General features: G+C 63.5%; 22 protein-coding genes and 3 pseudogenes. 13 read left to right on the top strand and 12 right to left on the bottom strand.

Annotated elements, in window-relative coordinates; all coding sequences use genetic code 11:
- Positions 1 to 156 precede the first annotated feature (156 nt).
- Positions 157 to 396, top strand: coding sequence for an MAPEG family protein (locus tag AB3L03_RS02050; protein ID WP_368508168.1), 240 nt, complete (start codon positions 157 to 159; stop codon positions 394 to 396).
- Between the two features lie 82 nt (positions 397 to 478).
- Here the strand turns inward: AB3L03_RS02050 and AB3L03_RS02045 are convergent, their stop codons facing one another.
- On the bottom strand, positions 479 to 1,102 hold the full coding sequence (locus tag AB3L03_RS02045) for a trans-aconitate 2-methyltransferase (RefSeq protein WP_085352991.1): 624 nt from the start codon (positions 1,100 to 1,102) through the stop codon (positions 479 to 481).
- A 17-nt stretch (positions 1,103 to 1,119) separates the two neighbouring features.
- Between AB3L03_RS02045 and AB3L03_RS02040 the strand changes: the two are divergent.
- Positions 1,120 to 1,274: pseudogene (locus AB3L03_RS02040) on the top strand (uridine phosphorylase); the annotation flags it as partial.
- 1,050 nt (positions 1,275 to 2,324) lie between these two features.
- Here AB3L03_RS02040 and AB3L03_RS02035 read toward each other — a convergent pair.
- Positions 2,325 to 3,122 (bottom strand): LuxR C-terminal-related transcriptional regulator, encoded by a 798-nt coding sequence (locus AB3L03_RS02035; RefSeq protein WP_368508167.1) that lies wholly within the window; start codon positions 3,120 to 3,122, stop codon positions 2,325 to 2,327.
- Between the two features lie 424 nt (positions 3,123 to 3,546).
- Here AB3L03_RS02035 and AB3L03_RS02030 point away from each other — a divergent pair, with 424 nt between their 5' ends.
- The 3 genes from AB3L03_RS02030 to AB3L03_RS02020 all read left to right on the top strand — a co-directional run bounded on the left by AB3L03_RS02030 (position 3,547) and on the right by AB3L03_RS02020 (position 7,003).
- The gene (locus AB3L03_RS02030) at positions 3,547 to 3,780 is read left to right on the top strand and encodes a hypothetical protein (RefSeq protein WP_368508166.1); all 234 of its coding nucleotides are present in this window, start codon (positions 3,547 to 3,549) and stop codon (positions 3,778 to 3,780) included.
- Between the two features lie 485 nt (positions 3,781 to 4,265).
- Positions 4,266 to 5,180 (top strand): hypothetical protein, encoded by a 915-nt coding sequence (locus AB3L03_RS02025; protein WP_368508165.1) that lies wholly within the window; start codon positions 4,266 to 4,268, stop codon positions 5,178 to 5,180.
- Entirely contained in the window at positions 5,177 to 7,003 is a 1,827-nt protein-coding gene (locus tag AB3L03_RS02020; protein ID WP_368508164.1) for an autotransporter domain-containing protein, read from the top strand. Before AB3L03_RS02025 ends, AB3L03_RS02020 begins: the two co-directional genes overlap by 4 nt.
- 117 nt (positions 7,004 to 7,120) lie before the next feature.
- Here the strand turns inward: AB3L03_RS02020 and AB3L03_RS02015 are convergent, their stop codons facing one another.
- The 3 genes from AB3L03_RS02015 to AB3L03_RS02005 are packed head-to-tail and all read right to left on the bottom strand — an operon-like array spanning position 7,121 to position 11,039.
- Positions 7,121 to 7,738 (bottom strand): Isoquinoline 1-oxidoreductase subunit, encoded by a 618-nt coding sequence (locus AB3L03_RS02015; protein ID WP_368508163.1) that lies wholly within the window; start codon positions 7,736 to 7,738, stop codon positions 7,121 to 7,123.
- Positions 7,739 to 7,746: 8 nt separating this feature from the next.
- Entirely contained in the window at positions 7,747 to 8,271 is a 525-nt protein-coding gene (locus AB3L03_RS02010) for a (2Fe-2S)-binding protein (RefSeq protein WP_018456342.1), read from the bottom strand.
- Positions 8,268 to 11,039: a xanthine dehydrogenase family protein molybdopterin-binding subunit gene (locus tag AB3L03_RS02005; protein WP_368508162.1), complete on the bottom strand. Its 2,772-nt coding sequence runs from the start codon at positions 11,037 to 11,039 to the stop codon at positions 8,268 to 8,270. Before AB3L03_RS02005 ends, AB3L03_RS02010 begins: the two co-directional genes overlap by 4 nt.
- 232 nt (positions 11,040 to 11,271) lie before the next feature.
- On the opposite strand from AB3L03_RS02005, the gene AB3L03_RS02000 reads away from it, so the two are divergent.
- The gene (locus AB3L03_RS02000) at positions 11,272 to 12,879 is read left to right on the top strand and encodes a multicopper oxidase family protein (protein ID WP_368508161.1); all 1,608 of its coding nucleotides are present in this window, start codon (positions 11,272 to 11,274) and stop codon (positions 12,877 to 12,879) included.
- A gap of 19 nt (positions 12,880 to 12,898) precedes the next feature.
- Here the strand turns inward: AB3L03_RS02000 and AB3L03_RS01995 are convergent, their stop codons facing one another.
- On the bottom strand, positions 12,899 to 14,632 hold the full coding sequence (locus AB3L03_RS01995; RefSeq protein WP_368508160.1) for an autotransporter domain-containing protein: 1,734 nt from the start codon (positions 14,630 to 14,632) through the stop codon (positions 12,899 to 12,901).
- A gap of 152 nt (positions 14,633 to 14,784) precedes the next feature.
- On the opposite strand from AB3L03_RS01995, the gene AB3L03_RS01990 reads away from it, so the two are divergent.
- From AB3L03_RS01990 to AB3L03_RS01980, 3 genes and pseudogenes are all read left to right on the top strand, one after another.
- Positions 14,785 to 15,252 carry a hypothetical protein gene (locus AB3L03_RS01990; RefSeq protein ID WP_368509138.1) on the top strand — a complete coding sequence of 156 codons (468 nt, stop codon included), beginning with the start codon at positions 14,785 to 14,787 and terminating at the stop codon, positions 15,250 to 15,252.
- A 261-nt stretch (positions 15,253 to 15,513) separates the two neighbouring features.
- Positions 15,514 to 15,750, top strand: coding sequence for a hypothetical protein (locus tag AB3L03_RS01985; RefSeq protein WP_368509137.1), 237 nt, complete (start codon positions 15,514 to 15,516; stop codon positions 15,748 to 15,750).
- A 281-nt stretch (positions 15,751 to 16,031) separates the two neighbouring features.
- Positions 16,032 to 17,655, top strand: a pseudogene (locus tag AB3L03_RS01980) (ABC-F family ATP-binding cassette domain-containing protein).
- Between the two features lie 163 nt (positions 17,656 to 17,818).
- Here AB3L03_RS01980 and AB3L03_RS01975 read toward each other — a convergent pair.
- Positions 17,819 to 18,350 (bottom strand): annotated as a pseudogene (locus AB3L03_RS01975) (transposase).
- A 133-nt stretch (positions 18,351 to 18,483) separates the two neighbouring features.
- Here AB3L03_RS01975 and AB3L03_RS01970 point away from each other — a divergent pair.
- A complete protein-coding gene (locus AB3L03_RS01970; RefSeq protein ID WP_368508159.1) occupies positions 18,484 to 19,359 on the top strand; it encodes an MBL fold metallo-hydrolase in 876 nt (291 codons plus the stop codon).
- A 129-nt stretch (positions 19,360 to 19,488) separates the two neighbouring features.
- Here the strand turns inward: AB3L03_RS01970 and AB3L03_RS01965 are convergent, their stop codons facing one another.
- From AB3L03_RS01965 to AB3L03_RS01955, 3 genes are all read right to left on the bottom strand, one after another.
- A complete protein-coding gene (locus tag AB3L03_RS01965) occupies positions 19,489 to 19,824 on the bottom strand; it encodes a hypothetical protein (protein WP_368508158.1) in 336 nt (111 codons plus the stop codon).
- A complete protein-coding gene (locus AB3L03_RS01960; RefSeq protein ID WP_368508157.1) occupies positions 19,803 to 20,465 on the bottom strand; it encodes an asparaginase in 663 nt (220 codons plus the stop codon). The genes AB3L03_RS01965 and AB3L03_RS01960 overlap by 22 nt, the downstream gene beginning before the upstream one ends.
- Positions 20,466 to 20,802: 337 nt before the next feature.
- Positions 20,803 to 21,051 (bottom strand): hypothetical protein, encoded by a 249-nt coding sequence (locus AB3L03_RS01955; RefSeq protein WP_018456350.1) that lies wholly within the window; start codon positions 21,049 to 21,051, stop codon positions 20,803 to 20,805.
- A gap of 203 nt (positions 21,052 to 21,254) precedes the next feature.
- Between AB3L03_RS01955 and AB3L03_RS01950 the strand changes: the two genes are divergently transcribed.
- A complete protein-coding gene (locus AB3L03_RS01950; protein WP_018456351.1) occupies positions 21,255 to 21,725 on the top strand; it encodes a cupin domain-containing protein in 471 nt (156 codons plus the stop codon).
- A 15-nt stretch (positions 21,726 to 21,740) separates the two neighbouring features.
- On the opposite strand, the gene AB3L03_RS01945 is transcribed toward AB3L03_RS01950, so the two are convergent.
- The gene (locus AB3L03_RS01945; protein ID WP_018456352.1) at positions 21,741 to 22,304 is read right to left on the bottom strand and encodes a TetR/AcrR family transcriptional regulator; all 564 of its coding nucleotides are present in this window, start codon (positions 22,302 to 22,304) and stop codon (positions 21,741 to 21,743) included.
- A gap of 103 nt (positions 22,305 to 22,407) precedes the next feature.
- On the opposite strand from AB3L03_RS01945, the gene AB3L03_RS01940 reads away from it, so the two are divergent.
- A complete protein-coding gene (locus AB3L03_RS01940; protein WP_018456353.1) occupies positions 22,408 to 22,779 on the top strand; it encodes a nuclear transport factor 2 family protein in 372 nt (123 codons plus the stop codon).
- A gap of 46 nt (positions 22,780 to 22,825) precedes the next feature.
- Here the strand turns inward: AB3L03_RS01940 and AB3L03_RS01935 are convergent, their stop codons facing one another.
- Complete coding sequence (locus AB3L03_RS01935) at positions 22,826 to 23,788, bottom strand: alpha/beta hydrolase (protein ID WP_368509119.1); 963 nt, start codon at positions 23,786 to 23,788, stop codon at positions 22,826 to 22,828.
- Between the two features lie 128 nt (positions 23,789 to 23,916).
- On the opposite strand from AB3L03_RS01935, the gene AB3L03_RS01930 reads away from it, so the two are divergent.
- Entirely contained in the window at positions 23,917 to 24,594 is a 678-nt protein-coding gene (locus AB3L03_RS01930) for a nitroreductase (protein WP_368508156.1), read from the top strand.
- Positions 24,595 to 24,621: the final 27 nt, after the last annotated feature.

The following is a 24,621-nucleotide window of genomic DNA, read 5'->3' as shown; positions in this document are numbered from 1 at the left end:
CCCTTTGCCTCCTGTCAATTTTGCTGGCGGTCTATTCAGGATTCTCCAAAGGCAGGGCCGGGGCACTCTCCGGACCTGTCTTGCCGTTGGATGACGATAACCTGCTGTACCGGATCGATCGCGTCCACATGAACGCAGTGGAGGCGCTGCCGCCTTTTGTCGTCCCGAGTCCTGGCTACGTTGGCAGGGGTAAGACCCGTCACGCTTGCAACGGTTGTATGGGTCTATGTCGCAATTCGTCTGATCCACGTTGCGGTCTATTTGCGCGTGGGTAACGCGGCCAAAGGCGGCAGCGTCAGAACCATTCTCTATGTTTCAGGTGCCCTCGTAACGGTCATCCTCATTGTCGTAACGCCCTGGCAGCCATCCACTAGGGTATCAACGCTGGCCGCCTGACGACAGCGGCTTTTGGCCCGAAGCGAGCGATCTGTGCAATTCGCAAGTTGTGGCCCTGCAGACGTGGGCTGCAGCGTGAAATTCAGCATGATCTGATGAAGCTGCTGAACTGGAAATTCTGTACCGATTGCCACGGCGTCGCGTGCTTATGACGCCGATGATCTGTCAATGTGAAGCCGGCGCCGAGCAGTGCGGTGATGCTGTCAGCGGTGTGACGTGTCACGGGCAAGCCGCTGCATTTCTCCGGACCATCGATTGCGAATGTGCCGATGATGACATGACCGCCAATTTTTACGGTTCTTCGGACGCACGCGACATAAGCCGCTTGTTCTTCCGGCGCGGTGAGAAAATGGAACGCTGCACGGTCGTGCCAGATGTCATAATGGCGCGCTGGCTGCCATGTCGTCACATCGGCGACGGTCCAATGCACGGCGTCGCCAGCGGCACCGAGCCGTGCACGCGAGGCCGCGAGCGCCGCGTCGGACAGATCAAGGACGGTCAGATCTGCATATCCAGCCGCCAGCAGCGCATCGACCAGCCGAGCCGCCCCACCGCCGATGTCAACAATCGGTGAGGTAAGCTCTGCGGCGGCCAGTGCGATCAATTCGAGCGAAGGCGACGGGCTCTCCTGGAACCAGCTTAACTCGCGTTCGCCCTTGCTCTCGTATACGTTCTCCCAATGGGCCGCCCGGCCTGAAATCGTCATGAAACCCGATCCCTTCCATGCTGACCCCGCCAATACTCGACCGCAAGCATTACTCCATCCCTTCAGTGTTCTCGCCCTCGGCGCTCCTGCGTGAAGCGCGGCGACAGCGCGGCCTGCCACGGCAGGATGTCCGGAGGTCTGCATTCTAGACCCGGACGGCGATCTCGTCAGGTGACCCAAGGCGGACCATGACCTGCAAATTCCGAGCTGGCGATCACTTCTAAGATTGCTTCGTTGAGCCGGTTTCCCACGCTACCGGCCCAAGTTGATTAAGAAGTGGCCCAAATTCGTTCCTGTATCTGGAACTGAGTATCTGGTTTAGAGTCTCGTGATCGCCGCCCGGTCCTTGGCTTTTATCGGTGACAGAGAGTCCTGCACGCTCCCGCCTTTGACAATCGCGGTGAGCTATGTGTGAGAAATGTGACGAGATCGACCAGCGCATTGCGCGGTACAAGTACATAGCATCACGTATCACCGACCGAATTACGCTCGATGGCATAACTGAATTAATCGAAGCTGCGCCTGCCAAGAAGGCCGCTTTCCATTGCAAACCCGAGCAACAATGAGGCCGCGTTGAACCTAAACGCCGGCGGTCCGACCAATGTCTACTGGAGGATTGCGGTTTCCAGTTCCAACGTGGCGCCACTGAGCATTATTGGGCTTGGTGGCGTTTTCGTTTAGGGGGAATTTCGAAACTCAGAGCGGCCTATTTCGGCCTCGATAGGGGCGCTGGCCTGTTTCCCACCTCAGTGGCCCGGTTTGATTTTAGCCCCGTCCTGCCTTTCTTTGTCGCAATCGCTCAGCTTGTCCAAGGCATCAGTGGCTTAACCCACATATAGGGCGTAGACTCAGCCGATCACCGCCCCGCCATCGGCATCTATCGGTGACTGAGAGTATCGCGCTCCCGCCTCCTACCCGGAGAGCACTATGCGCACCAAAGCCGTACAACCCACATTGTCGTTGCAGAATAGGCTTATGCTCGAGGCTAACCGCCTCGAAGGCGATGCAAACAGGCTGCCCCATGGCCCCTTCGGGAAGCCATGATCCGCGCAGCGGGACTAACCGAAAGTGCGCATCGAATCGAGAATTGGCTGTCCTCGGCAAGTCTACGAGCGCCAACGTGACCAACGATCGCTGTCGTATTCATCTTCCTGCATCTCAGCGAGGTCCGAGACGAGCCAGAAAGGGAAGGGCATCCAGGGCAGCCCTGCGGCTTCAGCCGTTATCGCAGCCTGCCGAGCCACAGCGCGGCGAGGGACTGGCGACTGCGCACGGCGAACTTGGCGTAGATCGACTTGACGTGGAAATGCGTGGTGTTCGGACTTTGCTCGAGCTTCTGCGCGATCTGCCTTTCCGTGTCCCCGGCGAGCAGTCCGAGCAACACGCGGCGTTCAGCGGGTGTGAGGGGCGCGTTGGCGATGAGCAGTCCGTGGCTGAGCAATTGTTGACGGTGAAACCATCTCAAGGCGCGCATCACGAAGCCCAGACGCTGGCCGTCCCGTGCCGTAAAGCGGGGTTGCTGCGCATCACGAAATACGAACAGGCGAATCCTCAAATCGTCATTGAGCGCAATGCGCACGGAGATGCTGTCGGCGAAGCCAACGTCCAGATAGTGGCGCCGATAGTGCTTGCCCTTGAACCATTCCGGCGGCAGCGTTTCGAACAGCAGGCGGACGCGGAACGGCTCGTCGCCCGACATTGACAGGATCTGGGACAGATCGACGTCGTCGGACCAGAGCGTATCGTACTGCTTCTGCACGGATGCCGCCACCGCCGGTATCGGGTCCAGCACCCTGACGAGACGCGGACGCCAGCCGAGCAGGGGATCGGTCCGCTTCGGCGAAGGCAATCGCACGACCACGCCCCACAGCACATTGCGTGCCGACAACATGGTGCGCAGTGCGGACAGCAGGTGGGTCAGCGCAGCGTCACTGTCGGCGACCGAGAAGTCGGCCAGCTGATCCCAGAGCGCATAGACGTCTTGATTTAGCGGATCGATGGGATCCGTGGAGAGATGCATGTCATTTCCAGATTGTGCCGGCCGCCGAGCTCAGAGGCGACCCCAGAGGCCTCCGACCTGCGCGAGCATACATAAAGTACAGCGAACCACCTTTCCAGGTAGTTCTCAGATGCACAAAATGGCGCGATATCGGCCCGGTTACCGGGAATACAGATTCTCTCAGCGTAACGACATTGGGAGATCGACGACGCGTACAACGACGGGCGCGCGCCGGCCTAAAAGGCCTGGCGAAGGCCGGACGGAGAGGCGACGGCGGCGCGGTTTTTTCCTCGCCCTGTCATCCGCGGTGCTGATTACACTCTCAGCCTTTGCGCAGCATCCACCGGCAAGGGTGTCGATCCGCCCCGGGCGTTAGCGTTCCCTGATCAAGCCGCTTTTGCACGCGTTTCCGTCGCTCTCGGAAGTCGATTGGCATGGAAATCTCATGATCCGGCCAGCCTGCCGGGTTTCTGATCGGCTCGTCGAGCCAGAAGAGCACGGCATCGTCGCTTTCATCATCTCGGCACTGCATGCGTCGCGGCGCCGCCTGGCAAGCCGCGTCATACGCCAATGTGAGCATTTGCTCGGAAACGAAGCCAAAAAACGTCCGGAGAACAAGAATGGTGACGAGCAGAGCGACGCAAACAAGATTGGCGGCCCGATCCCATGCCCACAATGAAACGGGCTGGCTGCTGGCAGTCGCCGCCGCATTCCTCATCGTGCACGCCGCCGCCTGGACCATCTGCGGACATGTTTCGAGCAACGAGGGCGCGCATTTCCAACCTGAGCCGATATGCCTGTCGTGCGATTGACGGCGCTCCTGGATTGCAAACCGATCCGCGGAGTCGATACGCCGGCTCAGAAAGCACAGCGAACCACCTTTCTAGGTAGTTCTCAGACCCCTCGGGTGGCGCGATATTCGGCACGGTGACTGGGAAAACGGATTCTCTCTGCGTAACGACATAGTTGAGCGGGCCTCCGCAGAACTTAAGCGCGTGCAGAACACGTTGCCGATATACCACCCCGCCTCGCAATCGTCGCGCCGTGACGATTGTTCGCCGTTTTCAAGGATGCAGCCATGGAACGCCTATCTGTTTCGCGCTCCCGTCGCGAGACATTTCCTGTCGTCGACACGGCAAACACGAGCGTTTCTGGAGTTACGTCATGAAGGTCAAGCTCGGTTCGACGACGCGGCTGCAAAACAGCAGCAGCATTCACAACAAGATGTCAGGTGGGGCAATGTCGGGCTTTGGACGGTTTTCGAACGGACGGGCCGCGCTGCTGGCTTTGGCATCAACCGGATTGGTCGGGATCGCGGTCCCGGCGTTGGGACAGGATGCGACCTGGCTGGCCAACCCTGGCACTGCCGATTACAACACCACCGCAAACTGGGCCCCGGCGACGGTGCCAGTCGGCACCGCATTTTTTGGCAGCTCGAGCACGACCGCGCTGACGCTCTCGGCCGACACCACGGTCGGCGGCTGGACCTTCAGTCCAGGCGCCTCGAACTATGTTCTCGACAACCACAACTTCCTTCAAACTCTCACTTTCAGCGGTGCCGGCATCAGCGTTCAGGGCGGCAGCGCCACGATCACCAACAGCGGCTTCCGGAGCTCCATCGCTTTCAACGGCAGCAGCTCGGCGGGCGGCGCCACCATCACTGACACTGCAAACGGCATCACGATCGGTTTCAACGACAGCAGCACGGCCGGCAGCGCCACCATCACCAACAGCTTCAGCAGCACCATCAGTTTCGCTAACAGCAGCACGGCCGGCAGCGCCGCCATTACCAACGGTGGCGGTTCGACTTCCTGGACGCCAGCACCGCCGGCAGCGCCACCATCATCAACAACAACGGGCTGCAATTCGCTGACACCAGCACAGGCGGCAGCGCCACCATCATCAACAACGGCAGCCTGGAATTCGCTAACTTCGCGACGGGCGGCAACGCCGCCATCACCAACGGCGCTTCGAGCGTTACGGATTTCAGCGACTCGACAGGGCCCAACAATGATCACAAGCTCAGCGCCGGCTCGATCAATGGCGCCGGGCTCTTCAGCCTTGGTCAGAACGAATTGACGGTCGGCGGCAACAACCTCTCCACCAACGTCACCGGTGTCATTGCCGACGGTGGCGCTGTCGGCGGCACCGGCGCCTCACTCGTCAAGGTTGGTACCGGCACGATGACGCTGTCCGCTATCAACACATACACCGGCGCGACCACCGTGAACGGCGGCACGCTGGCGGTCAACGGCGATATCACCTCGGCAAGCGGCGTCATCGTCAACGCCGGCGGCACGCTCGGCGGCATCGGCACGGTCGGCAACACCAACGTCAACGGCGGCACGCTGGCGCCTGGCAATTCGATCGGCACGCTGACGGTCAGCGGCAGCCTGACATTGACGGCGGCATCGACCTATCTGGTGCAGATATCGGGCGCATCGAGCGACATGACGGTTGTGACCGGCACCGCCAACCTTGCGGGCAAGGTCACGGTCGATCCGCTGGCGCGCATCAGCGCAACCACCACCTACACCATCATGATCGCGGGCACCGTCAACGGCACCTTCGACACGGCAGGCGTTCTCGCCGGCAACAGTTTCGCCCGCAATGCGCGGGTGAGTTATGTCGGCAACGAGGTATTACTGACGGTCGATCCCGGCCTGCTGTCGCCCAACCTGCCCGCCAACGCCAATATCAACCAGAAGAACGTCGCGGCCGGAATCGACAATGCGCTCCTGGCCGGCGCCAACATGCCGGCGGGCTTCAACGCGCTGTTCGCTCTGACCGGCTCCGGTCTCGCCAACGCCCTGACGCAGGTCTCCGGCGAAACCGCGACCGGGTCGCAGCAGTCCACCTTCAATGCGATGAACCAGTTCATGGGGGTGATGACCGATCCGTTCATCGCCGGGCGCGGTGACGGTGCAACCGCCGGCGGCAACGCAACCGGTTACGCCGACGAGCAAGCGCTGGCCTATGCCGCGAGGAAGCGCAGCCCGAACGACGCGCTGGCGGCGATCTATACCAAGGCACCAGCTGCGGTGCCGTTCCAGCAGCGCTGGAGCGTGTGGGCGGCCGGCTTCGGCGGCTCGCAGAAAACCGACGGCAACTCGATCGCCGGCTCGAACAACACCAGCAGCAGCCTCTATGGCACCGCTGTCGGCGCCGACTATCGCATCTCGCGCGACACGCTGGTCGGCTTTGCACTTGCCGGCGGCGGCACCAATTTCAGCGTCGTCAACGGTGGCGGCGGACGGTCCGACCTGTTCCAGGCCGGCGCCTTCGTCCGGCACACGCTCGGCGCGGCTTATGTCTCCGGCGCGCTCGCCTATGGCTGGCAGGACGTCACCACCAATCGCACCGTGACGATTGCCGGCATCGATCGCCTGCGCGCGCAGTTCAATGCCAATGCCTGGTCCGGCCGTGTCGAGAGCGGCTACCGCTTCGTGGTGCCCGTGATCGGCGGGATTGGCTTCACGCCGTATGCGGCAGGCCAGTTCACCACCTTCGACCTGCCGGCCTATGCGGAAGGTATCGTCTCGGGCGCCAACACCTTTGCACTCGCTTATAATGCGAAGAGCGTGACCGACACCCGCAGCGAACTCGGTCTGCGCACCGACAAATCCTTTGCCATGCAGAGCGCGATGCTGACGCTGCGCGGCCGCGTGGCCTGGGCGCATGATTTCAATCCCGAGCGCGGCATTGGTGCGACGTTCCAGACGCTGCCGGGCGCCAGCTTCTTCGTCAACGGCGCGGCGCAGGCTTCCGACTCCGCGCTGGTCACGGCATCCGCCGAAACCAGATGGATGAACGGCTGGTCGACCGCCGCGACATTCGAAGGCGAGTTCTCCAGCGTGACGCGCAGCTACGCCGGCAAGGGCGTGGTGCGATATGCGTGGTGAACCCCTCGGGTGGCAGCGGTGCCGTTGGAAACGATCAAGCAGTGCCATGACTTGATGACGCTCGGCGTGAACTACAAGTTCGACTGAACTCCGTTCGCGGGACGGACCGCTTCGACGTCACGGCGCCGGGCAGGCCGCTCCGGTCTTCACCCAGGCCTCGACCAGCGCGCCGGCCTGCTGTTGCGTGCCCGGCACGGGCGAGCGGCCGAAGCCGGGCTTCCAGGCCCAGCCGACGAGGGTGTCCTTGCCGATATGGTCGATCAGGTCTTCCACCTTGCGCCCGCCATTGCGCGCGGGATCCCTGATCTGCTCGCAGATCTCGCCGACGGTCTTGCCCTCCCAGGCCATCTCGCGCGGGGCGAGATGCCATTCGGGATGGCCGGGTATGCGGCCGGGCTCGAAATTGGCCTTCTGGTGGCAGGTGTTGCAGCGCATCGCCTCGAGCCCGTGGCCGTCAGCGCCGCGCGTCACCGGCGGCTGATGCAGGCGGGCATTGTCGCCCTGGTGCGGCCTGTCGCCGGCCGGATGGCAATTGGTGCAACGCGGATGCGTCAGCACCTTGCCGAGCTCGGTGACGATTGCGGCCGAGCGCTTCTCTGTGTCGCCGATCGAGGCAAAGCTCTCGGGCGAGGCGAGGGCGTGACCTGCCGTCTCCGACGCCGCGTAGCCTGCACCGAAACTGCCGGCGAGGGCGGCGACCACGGCAATCATCTTGAACCGCACGTCGGAGATCATGATGCGCTTCACTTGGTGGCCATGAGGTAGCGCTTCGAGTCGGCGAGGATCACGTCGCGCACCGCCTCGTGATATTTGACGTAGCCGGTGCAGCGACAGAGATGACCGTCGAGCGCATCCGCGATGGTCTGCTCCAGCGCCTCGCGCGCGACCGGTGTCCGCGACAGGCGCTCCAGCAGGACCTGGCCCTCATTGAGGAAGCCGGCGGTGCAATAGCCGCACTGAAAGGCGAAATGCTCGATGAAGGCCTTTTGCAGGGTCGAGAGCTCGCCGTCCCGCGCGTGCCCCTCGACGGTGCGGATCGACTTGCCGTCGAAATTCACGGCCGGCGCGACGCAGGTCGGGCTGGTGGTGCTGGTGCCGTCGGGCGCATCGATGATGACGGCGCAGCTCAGGCATTGCGCGGCGCCGCAGCCGAACTTGGTGCCGGTCATGCCCAGCATCTCGCGCAGAAAATCGTTCATCGAGAGATCGTCGCGGACGTCCATCGGGCCGTGCTTCTGGCCGTTGATGGTGAGGCTGAGGGTCGTCACGCGAGCACTCCCTTCAATAGGCTTGCGGTGACCGGCAGCGCACGGAAGCGATGGCCGGTGGCGTCGTGGATGGCGTTGATCAGCGCCGGCACGATCGGGATCATCACGACCTCCGCCATGCCCTTCGGCGCTTCGTCTGGTACTAGCGGCTTCAGCATCTCGATCTCGAGATCGCGGAGCGGCAGGTCGGAGCCGCGTGCGACCAGATAGCGCCCGAGATTCCATTCGCCGTTGCCGGGGCCGCCCTCGAACGGTGGGAGGGTTTCGAGCAGCGCGTAGCCGACGCCCATGGCGAAGCCGCCCTGGGCCTGGCCCATCACGACCTCGGGCACGAGCGCGGTGCCGCATTCGAACACACTGTAGGCCTTGGCGATGCGCAAGCTCCCGGTTGCGCGCTCGATCTCGACGCGGACGACCGTGCCGCACATCGAGGTGTAGGCGGTGCCAATCCGGTTGTTGTCGGTCGGCGGAAACTTGACGCTGGTGCGGTTGATCCGCTCGAACTTGCCGTTGCCTTTGCGGATCGCCAGCGCATCGATCTCGGCGCGGTATTGCTCGCCGGACACCGGGAAGCGTGCCCGTGACCACGCCCAGCGCGAGAAGCTGTGCGCAACCGCACCGGTGACGAAGCCGCGCGCGTGAGCTGTTGCGGCCAGTACCGGCAGCGCCAGCGGTTCGAGGCCGGGCATGGTGAGCTGGCCGTTCTGCCAGCTTGCGGCGTCCCATTGCCCCGCGCGCCGATCGGTCTTTGCGACGCGCCACAGCTCAAGCGCCGCGGGCCACAGGCCGAAGCGGAAAATCACGCGGGCGGCTTCCGCGGCCGAATGCGTGCCGACATGCGCGCCGATCGAGGAGCTCGTCGGCGAGCTGATCGCGGGCACCCAGCGCGGATTTTTCTCCGCGGCGTCCTGGGTCTTCTGGTCCATGGTGGAGGGATCGCCTGATGTGACCAGCCCGAGCATGTCATAGCTGTCGACGCGAGCGACCGAGACCTCGTCGGCGATGGCGCCGAGATGGCCGGCGACCCGGTTGGCCAGCGCCGTCCCGATGCCGTTGCCCATCTCGACGTGATCGCAATAGATGACGATCCTGCCGTCGGGGGCGAGCTCAACGCGTCCGAGCGAGCCGTCCGCACCGGAGCCATAGTCTTTCGTCACGCAGGCAACGCCGGTGCCGACCAGCCGATCCGACGAGGTCTGCTTGAACTGTGCCCGCTGCTGCCAGATCGGGTGCTTCTCGAGCTTGTCGAGGATTTCGGGCGTGCGCACCGAGACGATGTAGGGATTGCCCGTCATGGTCCGACCGTTCTGCGGCAGCGCGTTACGCCGCCGGAATTCGATCGGATCGCGCTTGAGCTCGGAGGCGGCTTCGTCGATCAGGACCTCCAGCGCCGTCATGGCTTGCAGGATGCCGTAGCCCCGCATCGAGCCTGCGCTCACGCCGCGCGAGTGCACCGCGACGGTCCTGACGTCGACCTTCGGAATGTCGTAGATGCCGATCGCGCCGGTGGCTGCGACGACGGCGACGCTGGCCGAGAAATGGGCGAGCCCGCCGCCGTCGAGCACGTGATCGGCAGCGAACCCCTTGATCTTGGCGGTCGCGCGATCGATGCCGATGCGCGAGCGCATCTTGATCGCGTGGCGTTTGATGCCGGCCTGAAACTGCTGGTAACGGTCATGCGCGAGCCGCACCGGCTTGCCGGGAAAGCAGACCGCCGCGAGCGCCACATACAGAATGAAAGGCGTGTGATCGCGGCCACCAAAGCCGCCGCCGACATGGGCGAACTGCGCGTTGATGTGTGCCGGCTTGTAGGGCGCGCGGGCCTTGCCGAAGAGATGCGCGATCGACTCCGCCGCTTCGTAGGGCGACTGGACGCCGAGCAGCAGTTCGAGATTGCCGCCCTTGCCGTCGTACCAGGCGAGCCCGCATTCCGGCTCCAGGAACATCGGGTCGACCGATTGCGTCTCGAACTCGCGGTCGAGCACCAGCATGGATGGGTCATCCGCTGCAAGCTCGGCGCGGATCTGCTCGCCATATTTCGCCGCCTTTGCGTAATCCGCCGGCGTGTCCTTCGCGAGCGGCGACCACACCGGCAGCGCCGCGCTCTGCACCTTCTTGGGCGAGACCCAGCCGGCCTGGAGCGGCGAATAGACGTCCGGTTGGTCAGGCGAGGGACCTGCCACGCGGGTGAAGCGGAAGGCCCCGTAATCGGGCACCACGACAGGCCCGGTCTCCTCGCCGAATTGGACGAACGTGCCGTCGCGCAGCGCGAGACGCGCCTGGTCGAAGGCATCGAACTTTTCGAAGATCAAAAGCGCGACCGGCTGCCCGAGATAATGCGGCGTCTTGCCGATCGGACAGAACAGGTCGCCCGCATAGAATTCCGGCACCTGCGTCCCGATCCGATCGAGATCGGCGGCTGTCACCACCACCGACGGCTTGAGCGCGCCGCCGAGGCGGCCGAGGTCCAGCCCGGTATAGACATGCGTGGCGTCATTGGCGCGGACCAGGATGGCGTGCGAGGTGGCTTGCGGCCAGCCCGGCAGGTCGTTGGCGCGGAAGTCGGACGCGTAAAGCTTCGCACCGGTGACCTTGGCGACGCCGTCGACACGGCCGGCGCCCGTTGTCGCGGGATTGAACTTGCCGCGTCCAGGCAGCGTTTCGTGCGCTGCGAAGGGAACGCCCGCCGCGGACGCCAGATGTGACAGGCTGACCGAGATGCCTCCCGCCGATAACCACTTCACGAACTCACGTCGCGAAGGCGTCATGATCAGATCCTTGGACAGAGTTTCGAGAACATCGGGATGCTGGCAGCATTCGATGTACGCAGGCCACGGACCAGCGCGAGCGCCGAATCCGTTACGATTCATTGACGATAGAACGGGCGAGGAGGTTTACAACCAATGAATGTGATACGCTTACGGCTCGAATTGCGGTTTCGAGCTTGCTTTAAAATCGAATCGAACGGAAGACCGTCAGGCAACAGGGGGCGAAACGCAAATGCAGCACGATTCGAACGGTGCAGCTTCAGTCACCAGCATGACAGGGACTAGGACATTGTCGCGCCGCCAGTTGCTCGATTGCGGTCTCAAAGCCGGCGCGTTGTCGCTGTTCGCAGGTGCCGCGAACGCCCAGCACGCCGTGCACGACCATGCTGGCATGTCCCACACCGCGGACATGTCGCCGACCATGGGGATGGTCGCTGAAACGCCCGTTCCTGCCATGGACCAGGCGCTGGTCGAGCCCGAGGTGCGGCGGTCCGTCAATGGCGTGCTGAGCACGACGTTGCGGGTCGGCTACGCCTATCGCCAGATCGGCGGCGTCCGGCTCTATGTCAGATCCTATGACGGCGGCAGCCCCGGCCCGACCTTGCGCATGAAGCCCGGCGAAACCCTGCGCATCAAGATGATCAACGATCTGCCGCCGAACCGCGACGGATTGCCGGCCGACATCAGCCATCCGCACCAGTTCAACAACACCAATTTCCATTTCCACGGCGCGCATACCAGCCCGAGCGGGATTTCCGACAACGTCATGCGCTCGATGGCGCCGGGCCGCAGCTACAACATCGAAATCGCCCTGCCGGCCGACCACACCAGGGGCACCTACTGGTATCACCCGCATCACCACGGCAGCGCCGACATCCAGATGTCCTCCGGCATGGTCGGCGCCGTCGTCATCGAGGGCGATTTCGCCGACGTCCCCGAGATCGCGACAGCCCGCGAACGCCTCATGGTGCTGACCCAGGTGGTCTACGATGCCAACGGCATGGTCGAAAATTTCGAGACGCTGTTTCCCGAGACTGCGACGCGCTTTCTCGCCATCAACGGCCAGCGCCGGCCAATGATCGAGATGCGGCCCGGCGAGGTGCAGCGTTGGCGCATCCTCAACGCCGCCTATCAGGACGACATGCTGCTCGACCTCGAAAAGCACGATCTGCATGCGATCGCCTATGACGGCATCCAGCTCGGTGCCATGCAGCCGCTCAAGCAGGTCCTGATCGCGCCGGGGCAGCGCGCCGATATTCTGGTCAAAGCAGGCAGCCCCGGCACCTACGCCTTCAACGCGGCGCCCTACGACCAGGGGCATCCTTCGCCGGTGGGGCCTCTGGCGCGGGTCGTGGTGTCAGGCGCGCCGATGGACATGCAACTGCCGCGCGCCCTGCCACCAGCGCCGCTCGCGACCATCAAGGACTCCGAGATCACCAACCGCCGCAAGGTGGTGCTGTCGGCCACCGCGCCGGAGGCCGATGCCGCCGGCCATTGGCAGGAATTCGAGTTCTTCGTCGACGGCAAGAAGTTCGACCCCGGCCGCATCGATCAGCGGGTCAAGCTGGGCGCGGTCGAGGAGTGGACCATCGTCAATACGCATGAGCATGACGACCACGTCTTCCACATCCACACCAACCCGTTCCAGGTGATCTCGGCCAACGGCAAGGCGCTGGCGGTGCCGGAATGGCGGGATTCCGTGATCGTGGAGCGCAAGGGCGGCGTGGTCGTGTTCCGCTCGCGCTTTATCGATTTCACCGGTGTCTACATGCTCCACTGCCACATGATGAACCACGAGGAGATGGGCATGATGCAGACGGTCGAGGTCTATAAGCCGTAAGCTTCTGGGAGGACGCCTCTCACCAGGCGTATCTGACCACGCCCTTGCCGGCATAGGAGCGCGTGACGTCGGAGAACTCGCCCTCGAAGGTGCCGGCCGCAGACCAGGCGTTCATCCATTTCATTTGGAGGGACGCCGTCGTCAGCGCGGACTCGCTGGCCTGTCTTGCGCCGTTGACGGTGAAGCTGGCGCCGGGCAGCGCCTGGAAGGCGGAGTTGATGGCGTGATCCGGGTTGAAGTCGTGCGCCCAGGCCGCACGGCCGCGCAAGGTGAGGATCGCGTTCGGCATCGCCCAGGATTTGTCGGCGCGGATGCCGAGTTCGCTCCTGCTGTCCGTGACGCTCTTGGAGCCATAGGCTAGCGCAAAGGTGTTGGTGCCGGAGACGACGGACTCGGCATAGGCAGGCAGGTCGAACGTTGTGAACTGCCCGGCCGCATAGGGCGTGAGGCCGATGCCGCCGATCCACGGCGTCACGATGCGATAGCCGCCTTCGAGGCGACCGGAATAGGCGTTCGCATTGAACTGCGCGCGCAAGCGATCGACGCCGGCAATCGTCACGGTGCGGTCGGTGGTGACGTCCTGCCAGCCATAGGCCAGCGCGCCCGAGACATAGGCCGCGCCGATGGTGTGACGCACGAAGGCGCCGGCCTGGAATAGGTCGGAGCGACCGCTGCCGCCATTGACGACGCTGAAACTGGTGCCGCCACCAGCGAGCGCAAAGCCTGCGACGGTGTTGGGTGAAAGGATATAGTCGGCACCGGCCGCCATGCCAAAGATGCGGCTGGTGCTGGTGTTGGAGCCTGCCGCGAGGTTGCCATCGGTGGTTTGCGCGCCGCCGAAGCCGGCCGCCCACACGCTCCAGCGCGGATCGTAATTGCTCCGCAGCGGCGCCTTGCTGTAGATCGCAGCATAAGCGTCGCGCTCGTTCTTGCTGCGCGGCTTGCCTGACGAGGCGTAGGCGTTGGCGGCAACATTATCCTCGGCATAGGCCGGCGCATGGACGCCGTCGCCGCGTCCGGGCGTGAACGGATCGGTCATGATGCTCATGAACTGGGTCATGGCGTTGAAAGTGGTCTGCTGCGACCCCGTCGCGGTCTCGCCCGAGGCCTGGGTCAGGCCGGCCGGTGTCAGCCCGCTATAGACCAGCGGAATGCCGCCATTGGTGTTGAAGTAGCCGACGATGGCATTGCCGACCCCGTTCTGGTTGCCAGTCAAACTGCCGCCTGGCGGGACGAAGTTCAGGACCAGGTTCAGATAGGGGTGGGTGGGATCATAGCTCAGCGTCGTATGGAAGTTCGTCGGCAGGTTGGTCTCGACCACTGATCCGAAGGTGCCGCTGACGCTGCCTGCTGTGAGGATCGTGTACTGCTTGGCGACGTAGCTGCCATTCGCGTAGGTCGCGTTCACCGTGGCGCCGCCGAGCGTGGCCGAACCCGTCACGCCGATGAAGCTCGAAGTCGTCGGATTGATCTGCACCATGTAGATGGCGCCGGACTGAAGGGCGAGACTGCCGGTTACGTTCAGCGACGTGCCTGCGGCGCCGTTGCCCGCCGCCAGGGTGCCGCCGGTGTTGATAACCGTATTGCCGACGGTGCCGACGCCCGACAGCGTGGCGCCGCTGCTGACGGCGGTCAGCACCGACGATGCGATCGAGCCGTTCACCACAAGCTCGCCTACGTTGACAGTCGTGCCGCCGGTGTAGGTGTTGGTGCCCGACAGAGACCAATCCGCTGCCGCCGATGGCGCTGCCAAAGGTGACCGCATCCGAGCGGTTGAAAATTAGCGCCGCGTTGTTGGTGATGTTGCCGAGGACCGAGCCGGTGGTGCCGCCATCGCCGATCTGCAAGGTTCCTGCGGAAATCGTGGTGCCGCCAGCGTAGGTGTTTGTGCCCGACAGCGTCAGCATGCCGGTGCCGGTCTTGACCAGCGCACCGCCGATTCCTTCGATCGTACCAGCAACTGTGGTCGACTGGTTGTTGCCGCCAACCGTGATCGTTTTCGTGCCAAAGTTGAACCTGCCCGTGCCACTGATCGAGCCGGCAGTCGTCCCCGCGGATGTTAGGGTCGAGAAATCAACGACACCGCCCGCAAAAGTCCTCAGAGTTGCATTGCCGCCACTGCTCGTGTCGAAAAACTGGACCAATTGCAGGGTGACATCGGCGCTGCTGGCTGTGCTGTTATTGAAGAATTGCAGAACGCCACTGCCGTTGAATGCGGCGCTGCCGGCGCTGCTCGCGTTGCTGAACGTGGCGGTGCTGTTCACCAAGATCCTTGCAGTGCCGGCTGAGCTGGTGTCCTTGAACACCACAGCGGGGCTGCCGCTGAAGGCGTTGATTTGCGCGTTCCCGGCCGTGCTAGAATTGTTGAAATAGATCCTGTTGGCAGCGCCACCGCCGCCTAAGCTAATGCGGGAATTACCGGCCGTGCTGGTGTCGTAAAAGTTGACGCTGCCGCCGTTCTGGATGTCAAATTGAGTTGCAGGAGCAACTCCTGCGCCGGCCGTGCTGCTGTTGTAGAAATTCAGAGCATTTGTGTCGTTGCGTATAAAGGCTTGGCCGCCCTGGGCATTGATACCAGCGTCGATGAAGGAAAGAGACCGGCTATTGGTGAAGTGGTAAGTCGACGCGCCGCTGTTGAAGGTCCAGCCGCCGAAGCTGGCGTCGGCCGAGAATGAAACTGCCGTCGTGCTGGAGGTGCCAAAGAACGCGGTGCCAGTTGGCACCACGGCCGGGCTCCAATTGGCGGCGGTGTTGAAGTCGCCCGTGCCTGGGCTGGTCGACCAGGTCGAGATCTGCGGCCTGCGCCGCCGCCGTACCGGCCAGCGTCGCCGCCAAGGCAGTCGAAGCCAGCCACGCTGCCCGCTTGGTTGAAATCCGCCGAAATCCCGACACTTGCCCACCTGACGTCTTGTTGACTGCCAGGCCATTGGCGGCACGACATGGCGACGCTATCGGAGTGGAACCCCTGGAACAATGAACCGTTGTTCGCAGCCGAGGCCATTGCTGGCGGCGTGCGTCATTTCAGCCACAGGCAGCAACTTCGGCGTGCGGCCAAGGTCTCTCCGAGCAGACAACACGGGCTCGGCCGGGCTTCCCCTGGCGGCCTGCATGGCCTATGACGCTGCAACGCAACAATCCCCCAAAAAGACCTCATGATCCGCCTCGACAACGTCAGCAAGCAAGCCGGCCACCAGATCCTGTTCATCGAAGCCTCCGCCGCCCTCAACAAGGGCGAGAAGATCGGGCTCGTCGGCCCGAACGGCGCGGGCAAGACCACGCTGTTCCGGATGATCGCCGGCGAGGAACTGCCCGATGAGGGGCAGGTCTCGACCGATCGCGGCATCACCATCGGCTATTTCAACCAGGATGTCGGCGAGATGGCCGGCCGCAGCGCCGTGGCCGAGGTCATGGACGGGGCGGGACCGGTGAGTGCGGTGGCCGCCGAGCTGCGCGAGCTCGAGACGGCAATGGCCGACCCTGATAAGGCCGACCAGATGGACGAGATCATCGCGCGGTACGGCGAGGTGCAGCACGCGTTCGAGGAGCTCGACGGCTACGCGCTCGACGGCCGTGCGCGCGAGGCGCTATCCGGCCTCGGCTTCAGCCAGGAGATGATGGACGGCGACGTCGGAAAACTCTCCGGCGGCTGGAAGATGCGCGTGGCGCTGGCGCGTATTCTCTTGATGCGTCCCGACGTCATGCTGCTCGACGAACCCAGCAACCATCTCGATCTAGAAAGCCTGATCTGGCTGGAGAAGTTCTTGCACGATTACGAAGGCACCCTGCTGATGACCTCGCACGATCGCGAGTTCATCAACCGCGTGATCTCGAAAGTGGTCGAGATCGATTCCGGCTCGCTTACGACCTACGCCGGCAATTACGAGTTCTACGAGCAGCAGCGGGCGTTGAGCGAGAAGCAGCAACAGGCGCAGTTCGAGCGCCAGCAGGCCATGCTCGCCAAGGAGATCAAATTCATCGAGCGGTTCAAGGCGCGCGCATCTCATGCGGCGCAGGTTCAGAGCCGGGTGAAGAAGCTCGACAAGATCGAGCGGGTGGAGCCGCCGCGCCGCCGCCAGACGGTGGCGTTCGACTTCCCACCGGCGCCGCGCTCGGGCGAGGACGTCGTTGCGCTCAAAAAGGTCTTCAAGGGCTACGGCAGCAAGCGGATCTATGACGGGCTCGATTTCATGATCCGCCGCAGGGAGCGCTGGTGCGTGATGGGCGTCAACGGCGCCGGCAAATCGACGCTACTCAAGCTCGTCGCCGGTGCGAGCGAGCCGGACGAGGGCACCGTTGCAGTCGGCGGCAGCGTCAAAATGGGCTATTTCGCGCAGCACGCGATGGATTTGCTCGACGGCGAGCAGACGGTGTTCGAGGTCACTCGAATATGCGTTTCCGACCGCGGGGCAGGGCTCCCTGCGCGCGCTCGCCGGCTGCTTCGGCTTCTCCGGCGACGACGTCGAGAAGCGCTGCCGCGTGCTCTCGGGCGGCGAGAAGGCGCGCCTGGTGATGGCCAAGATGCTGTTCGATCCCCCGAACTTCCTGGTGCTGGACGAGCCGACCAACCATCTCGACCTCGCCACCAAGGAGATGCTGATTACGGCGCTGTCGGATTTCGAGGGCACCATGCTGTTCGTCTCGCATGACCGGCATTTTCTCAGCGTCCTGTCGAACCGCGTGCTGGAGCTGACGCCCGAAGGCATCCACCAGTTCGGCGGTGGCTACACCGAATATGTCGCGCGCACTGGGCAGGAAGCGCCGGGATTGCGGTCGTAGTGATCGGCGGTAGCCCGGATGGAGCGAAGCGTAATCCGGGTTTCGTGCCGCGTGGCTAGTCGTGCGCTGCGGATGGTCCGGCCCCGGATGTCGCTTCGCTCATCCGGGCGACAGGAGTCCGTGGAAATCTCGTAGCCCGGATGGAGCGTAAGCGTAATCTGGGTCAGTCTTCGCGTTCGCCGAAGCTACCAACTATCTCTCCAGCTCCTCCCCAATCGGGCGGAAGCACGCCTTCGCGGACGTAGCGGTGAAGCGATGAATGCGGCCAGTCTGCCGGCGAAGAGACATACCCGTGCTTGGCCGGGTTAAAGTGGATGTAGTCGGCGCAGCGTTCGAAATCGGCGTCGTCACGAATCGTGTGCTCCCAAAACCGCCTTTGCCACAGAGAGAACTCCCCCCGACGATTGCGGGAGATGGGGGCACCTGAAACAGCAGTTGATGCGTGAAGGAGCTCTTGATCCGCCGCCATCGGCCGGAAAAATCAGCGTCATTGTCCGGCAGCGTCATGATGACGTGCAGATGATCAGGGAGGACCACGATTGCTTCGATCGTGAATGGCCTTTCAGCGCGCGCCACCCGGAATGCGTGGCGCAGCTTGTCCACATGATCGACCAACACGGATGATCTTCGATCATCCAGCGTCACGGTGAAAAAGAAGGTCCCACCAGGAGAAGATTGCGCCGATAGCGAACCACGCGAGCACCTTCCCGGATTACGCTTCGCTCCATCCGGGCTACAACCAGATCGAGAGATTTGCAATCCATTCGCTTGCTTGCACGTTTCAGGGGCTCTCGCTACGCTGTTTCAAAAAAGCGGAGCGAAATAGCCATGAAGCAGCTGCGGATCGGCGACATCACCATCGATGCGGTGATCGAGCGGGAGGGACCGTGGCGGCGGCCGCAGGATTTTTTCCCGGCTTATGACGAGGGTGTGTTCAGGCACCATCTGCCGACCATGGAGCCGGAGGTGTTCGATGCCGCGCGCGGCATGATGGTCATCACCTATCAGACCTTCGTGGTGCGCACGCCGCGCTATACCATCCTGGTCGACACCTGCACCGGCGAGGACAAGGGCCATCCGCCGCCGTTCGATTTTCCCGGCAAGGAGCGCTGGCGCAACGAGCTGTTCGCGCTCGGCATCGGCTTCGAGCAGATCGACTACGTGTTCTGCACGCATCTTCATATCGACCACACCGGCTGGAACACGACCTTGGGCGATGGCCGTTGGGTGCCGACGTTTCCGAATGCGAAATACGTCTTCCACAAGGGTGAATATGCGGCCTGGGAGGCCGAGCATGCCAAGGGCCGCAACCCGCCCGGCACCGTGTTTCGCGACAATTGCCTGCCGATCGTCGAGGCAGGCCAAGCGCTGCTGGTCGATGACGATTACGCGCTCGACGACACCGTCACGCTGACGCCGACGCCGGGGCATTCGCCCTGCCATTGCTGCGTGAACATCTTTTCGAAGGGGCGCCGCGCGGTGGTCGCCGGCGACCTCATGCATCATCAGATCCAGTGCCGCGAGCCGGACTGGTCGGCCAAGCCGGATTGGGATGCGAAGCAGTCGGCGGTGTCGCGGCGAAAGTTTTTTGCTTCCGTCGCCGACACCGACACGCTGATCCTGCCGATTCATTTTCCGGCGCCGACGGTCGGGCTGATCAGGCCGCTCGGCGCCGCCTTTGATTATCGTTTCAAGCGGGATTGACCACTGGGTCGCCGTCATGGCCGGGCTTGTCCCGGCCATCCACGACCATGGCTGCACGAAACAAGAACGTGGATGCCCGGGACAAGCCCGGGCATGACGAGTTCGTGGAGCGACCGCGCGTCGAATGCTCTAGTACGTATAGAACATCCGCTGGATTTCCTTGGTGTCGGTCGTCTTGGTCAGCGCCAGCATCAGCAGAATACGCGCCTTTTGAGGATTGAGCGTATCCGAGACGACGAAGTCATGCTCGTCGTCCTTGGCCTCGCCGTTGCGCGCGACGATGCCGTTGCCGACCCGGCTGCTGCGCACGATCACGACACCCTTCTTGCGGGCCTCGTCGAGGGCCGGCTCGACCGCGGGGCGAGCCAGGCTGCCGTCACCGACGCCGGCATGCACGATCCCCTTGGCCCCGGCGGCGACAAACGCGTCGATCGCGACCCGGTTCATGTTGGCGTAGCCGTACACGATGTCGACTTGCGGCAGGACATCGAGGCTGGAGACGTCGAATTCGAGTCCGCCGTGTGCCGGCGCGTCGATTGACGATAGAAGTACGGCTTGTTGCCCTGCATGTAGCCGAGAAAGCCGAGTTCCGGGGTACGGAAGGTGTCCGCCGTCGAGGTGTTGTTCTTGGTGACATCGCGAGCCGCGTTGATCTGATCGTTGAGAGCAACGAGCACGCCCTTGCCGACGGCCTCGTCACTGCCTGCGAGGATCACCGCATTGAAGAGGTTGATCGGCCCATCCGCGCTGATCGCCGTCGACGGCCGCATCGCGCCGACGACGACGACAGGTTTCTTGCTCTTGACGACGAGGTCCAGAAAATAACTGGTTTCTTCGATCGTATCGGTCCCGTGCGTGATCACAATGCCATCGACGTCGTCCTGCGCGAGCAGCGTGTTGACGCGCTTGGCAAGCTTGAGCCAGTAGTCATTGTTCATGTTCTCGCTGGCGATCTGGAAAACCTGCTCGCCCTTGACGTTAGCCACCGTTTTCAGTTCGGGGACGGCATTCAGGAGCGTCTCAATGCCCACCGTGGCGGCGGTGTAGCCGACCACGGTGGTGCTGCTCGCCCCGCTGCCGGCGATCGTGCCGCCGGTTGCGAGCACCATGACATTGGGCAGTCCCGGGCCCCGCGCGTTCGCGGCTTCAAGTCCGATGAGCAGCGCGAAGAGCAAGCTCATTGCCGCGATGAAGTGATGACGCACTCGAGGTTGCCACATCTTGACGTTCCCTTTGCTAGAAAGCCTTGTCGATGCGCCCCGTTTCGCTCAGCACCGCATGATCGGTCAGTCGAGAGCTCCTGTCTAGGGCGACGCTGCTTTCGGATGATTTGGTCTGGAAGCCGGCACACGGAAACACACACGCGAATGGCCGGGACAAGCCCGGCCATGTGGCAGTTCGTCTGGCGATTGCTCGCTAAAGCAGCAGCGAATTTGCGGCGCCTTACGCGCCCATCTCGCACTTCTTCATAAAGCTGTTCTTGGCGGCGCCGGCGAGCGGCTTGCCCTCGGCGCTGACGGCCTTGGGCGCGCAGGCTTCGGCTTTGCACTTCTTCATGAACGAGGTCTTGGCGGCGCCAGCCAGGGCCTTGCCGTCCTTGCCGACCGCCTTGCTTTCGCAGGTGTCCTCCGCGAGGGCCGAACCCGCTGCGAACGTGGCAACGATCGCAGCCAGGAAAATCCGCTTCATCATGATTGTCTCCCTAAACCAGAAATGGCACGCGGATTGGAGCCGGAAATCGTGGCGCAATCAAGCTGGATGAGCGCCTGCCGCCCGGTCTTGCTGGCGATTTCCGACCGCGGGTACGAAAGGGCCGACGCCTGCTGCACTGCTCGCTGACCGGGACGGGCGATCCTGCTAGCTTCAGGCGAGTTTAGCCGAAAGGGAGCATCGTAATGGAGACCCTGATTGCGAACATGCCGGATGCCGCTTCTGACCGGCATTCTCACCTGGTTCGGCCGCAAGAGATGGAATGGCAGAAGACGCGCTTTCCCGGCTGCGAGGCCAAGACGCTGCTGTTCGATCGCAGCAGCGGTCTGATGACGGCCTTGATGCGCTTTGCGCCGGGATCGGTGCTGCCCGATCACGAGCATGTCGGCGTCGAGCAGAGTTATGTCATCGAGGGCGCTCTCGTCGACAACGAGGGACCGGCCAAGGGGATTACCTGCAAGGCCGGCGAATTCATCTGGCGCGAGGCGGGCAGCCGGCATGCCGCCTGGTGCCCGGAGGGCGCCCTGATCCTGGCGATCTTCCAGGTGCCGAACAAGTTCTTCGAAGCCGACGGCCGCGTCGTCGATGCCGCCGGTCAGGATTGGGACCAAACTTGGGGGCACACCGACGCGCAGCGGGCGGGGAAGGCGCGGTAGGCGGCTCTTCGAAGCTCAAGTGCCGTCATTGATGCTTCTGACGAGCGTGGTGACCTGAACGGCGATCAGCCGCCGCATCTCCTTGCCGTTCCTGGCGGTTTCGCGCAGTCCCCGCATGCCGAACACCAGGCATCGCGCCAGCACCTCCGGCTCGACCGCTATCCCGGCGGCATTCACCTGATCGCGGATGAGGTCGGCGACCAAACACTGGAAGTTGTCGTAGACCTTCCGAACTGCGGGGAAACGGAGGTCGAACAGATCTGCCGAATCGGGATGCGCCTCGATCAGGTCGAAGCCATGCGATCCCCAGGATTTACAGGCGTGGAGCAGCCTGGCGTGAAGGCCGTCGAGGCGCGCGATTGCGGCCCTGATCTCCCGATGCTTCTGCTCGTCCATTCGCTGGATCACCGCCGCGAACACGGCGTCCTTGTCGGGGAAGAGCAAATACAGCGCCGGCCGCGACATTCCCGCCCTGGCGGCGATGTCGCCCATCGTCGTGCGGGCATGGCCGTAGCGGGAGAAGACCTCCGTCGCAGCCTCGACGGCGAGCTCTTCTTTCGAAATGCTGGAACGAGCCATGAGCCTCACAAGCGTCGGAACTGAACGTCGGGTCAAATTGACAAAGTATCAATAATTGTCAATATGACCGAAAGCGGCATGAAGCCACGAGAGGTTCTGCGAGATGAACGATGAAGCGCGACTGAAGACCTGGAACACCTATCAGGCGGCGTGGGGACCCATCGATGAGGACGAGCGGCGTCGGCTGCTCGAGCAAAGCGTGGTCGCGGACTGCGTGTATACCGATCCGGGCTCGCAGGTTGAGGGACGCGACGCCTTGATGGCGCGCATCGGTCAAACCCAGCTCAAGTTTCCTGGCGCGCATTTCAGGAATGACAGCTTCCTCGAGCACCATGATCAAGGGCTTTTTCGCTGGACGATGTATGACGGCGCCGGTCGCGTGTTCGTCACGGGCGAGAGCTTCGGCCGTTTCGGCGACGATGGCCGCCTCGTTCAGGCGACGGGCTTCTTCGAGGTGCCCGCTGCCAAGTCCTGAACGCCGGCCGGCGCGGCGGTCGATCCTGCCGCTCCGGATATCGCCCTCAGGCGCCGCGCGCGAGAAGCGCCTTGAAGTCCGCGCGTGCGCGCTGCGCTTCGGCTCGCGCCACCTCGGAGGCGTCGCCGAGGCCGAAATAGCCGTGGATCAGGCCGGGGCCTTCATGATGCTTCACCGGCACACCGGCTGCCTCCAGCGCCCGTGCGTAGGCTGCACCTTCGTCGCGCAGGGGATCGAACCAGGCGGTGGTGACGATCGCGGGCGCGACGCCGGCGAGCGAAGCCGCGCGCAGCGGTGAAACGCGCCAGTCGGTCGCATGAGAGGGATCGGCGAGATAATGACCGCAAAACCACTCCATCACGGCGCGCGAGAGGAAGTAGCCTTCGGCATTCTCGGCGCGCGAGGGGAAGCGTGCGTTCTCGCGCGCGTCCGCATAACTCCCGAGGACGTCGGTCACGGGGTAGACCAGGAGTTGCGCCGCGAGCTTGATGCCGGCGTCGCGGCAGGCGATCGCGGTGGTGGCGGCGAGATTGCCGCCGGCGCTGTCGCCGGCAACGCCGAAGCGTTTTGCATCGCCGCCAAATTCCGCGACGCGGCCAAACACGTCGCTGACCGCGGCAAAGGCGTCCTCGAACGCGCCGGGAAAACGCGTTTCGGGCGGACGGCGATAATCGACGGAGACGACGACCGCGCCCGTCTCGATCGCAAGGTTGCGTGCCTGCCGGTCGTGGGTCTCGAGGTCGCCCGCGACCCAGCCGCCACCATGGAAGAACACCACGGTCGGCGCCGGCGTGGTGCCGACGCGGTAGACCCGTGCATCCAGCGGACCGGCGCCGCCTTTCACCTTGATATTCGCGATGATGTCGACCGGTGGTGGCGCTATGGCCGCGCGTGAGGCAGCCAGTGCACGCAAGGAATCGCGGGCGCTCTGTGGCGTCATCGTCGTGGCATCGCGCATTGGCAGCAGCGGAATGATCTGGGCGATGACGGGATCGAGCGGTGCAGCCATGTTGGCTTTCATGGGATCCTCACAGGGTTCTTGGTCTTGCTTGCGGGTTAGCATAGATATTGCGCGCCGCATCGGCAACCGCTCGCGTGTTGGCGCGCCAGGGGATGAACGGGCAGGGAGGTCTTGAGGTGGAATTCGAAACGCTGGTCCAGTCGCGCCGCAGCGTGCGCGGCTTCAGGAACGAGCCGGTGCCGCGCGCGGTGATCGAAGCGATCATCGACAGCGCCAAGCGTGCGCCCTCGTCGATGAACACCCAGCCCTGGCACGTCCACGTGCTCACGGGCGGTCCGCTGGAACGGCTGCGCCGACGCAACATGGAGGAGATGGTTGGCGGCGCCAAGGTGAAGCGCGACATCGTCAGTCACGGCGAGTATCAGGGCGTGCACCGGACCCGGCAAGTCGACGTCGCCAAGAAACTGTTCGGCGCGATGGGGATCGCGCGCGACGACAAGCCGATGCGGCAGGACTGGGTGCTGCGCGGCTTCCGCCAGTTCGATGCGCCGGTGTCGCTGGTCTTGACCTATGACCGCGTGCTCGATCCCGGCGCGGTCTGCCATTTCGACCTGGGCGCGCTCTGCTACGGCATCGTGCTCGCGGCCTGGGACCGCGGTCTCGGTTCGGTGATCAACGGGCAGGGCATCATGCGCTCTGACATCGTGCGCGAGGTCGTAAACATTCCGGAGGACGAGGTGATCATTACCTGCGTCGCGATGGGCTATCCTGACGACAACTTTGCCGCGAACGCGGTGCGCTCCGATCGCGAGGGCAACGACGATTTCGTGCGCTACGTCGGATTCGCCGAGTAGTGCGGGCAGAGGAGATTATTCTCTCGC

It is taken from the genome of Bradyrhizobium lupini (genome assembly GCF_040939785.1).
GTDB lineage: Bacteria > Pseudomonadota > Alphaproteobacteria > Rhizobiales > Xanthobacteraceae > Bradyrhizobium > Bradyrhizobium canariense_D.
The sequence above is the reverse complement of the archived record's forward strand: the minus strand, read 5'-3'. Positions and strand labels throughout refer to the sequence as shown.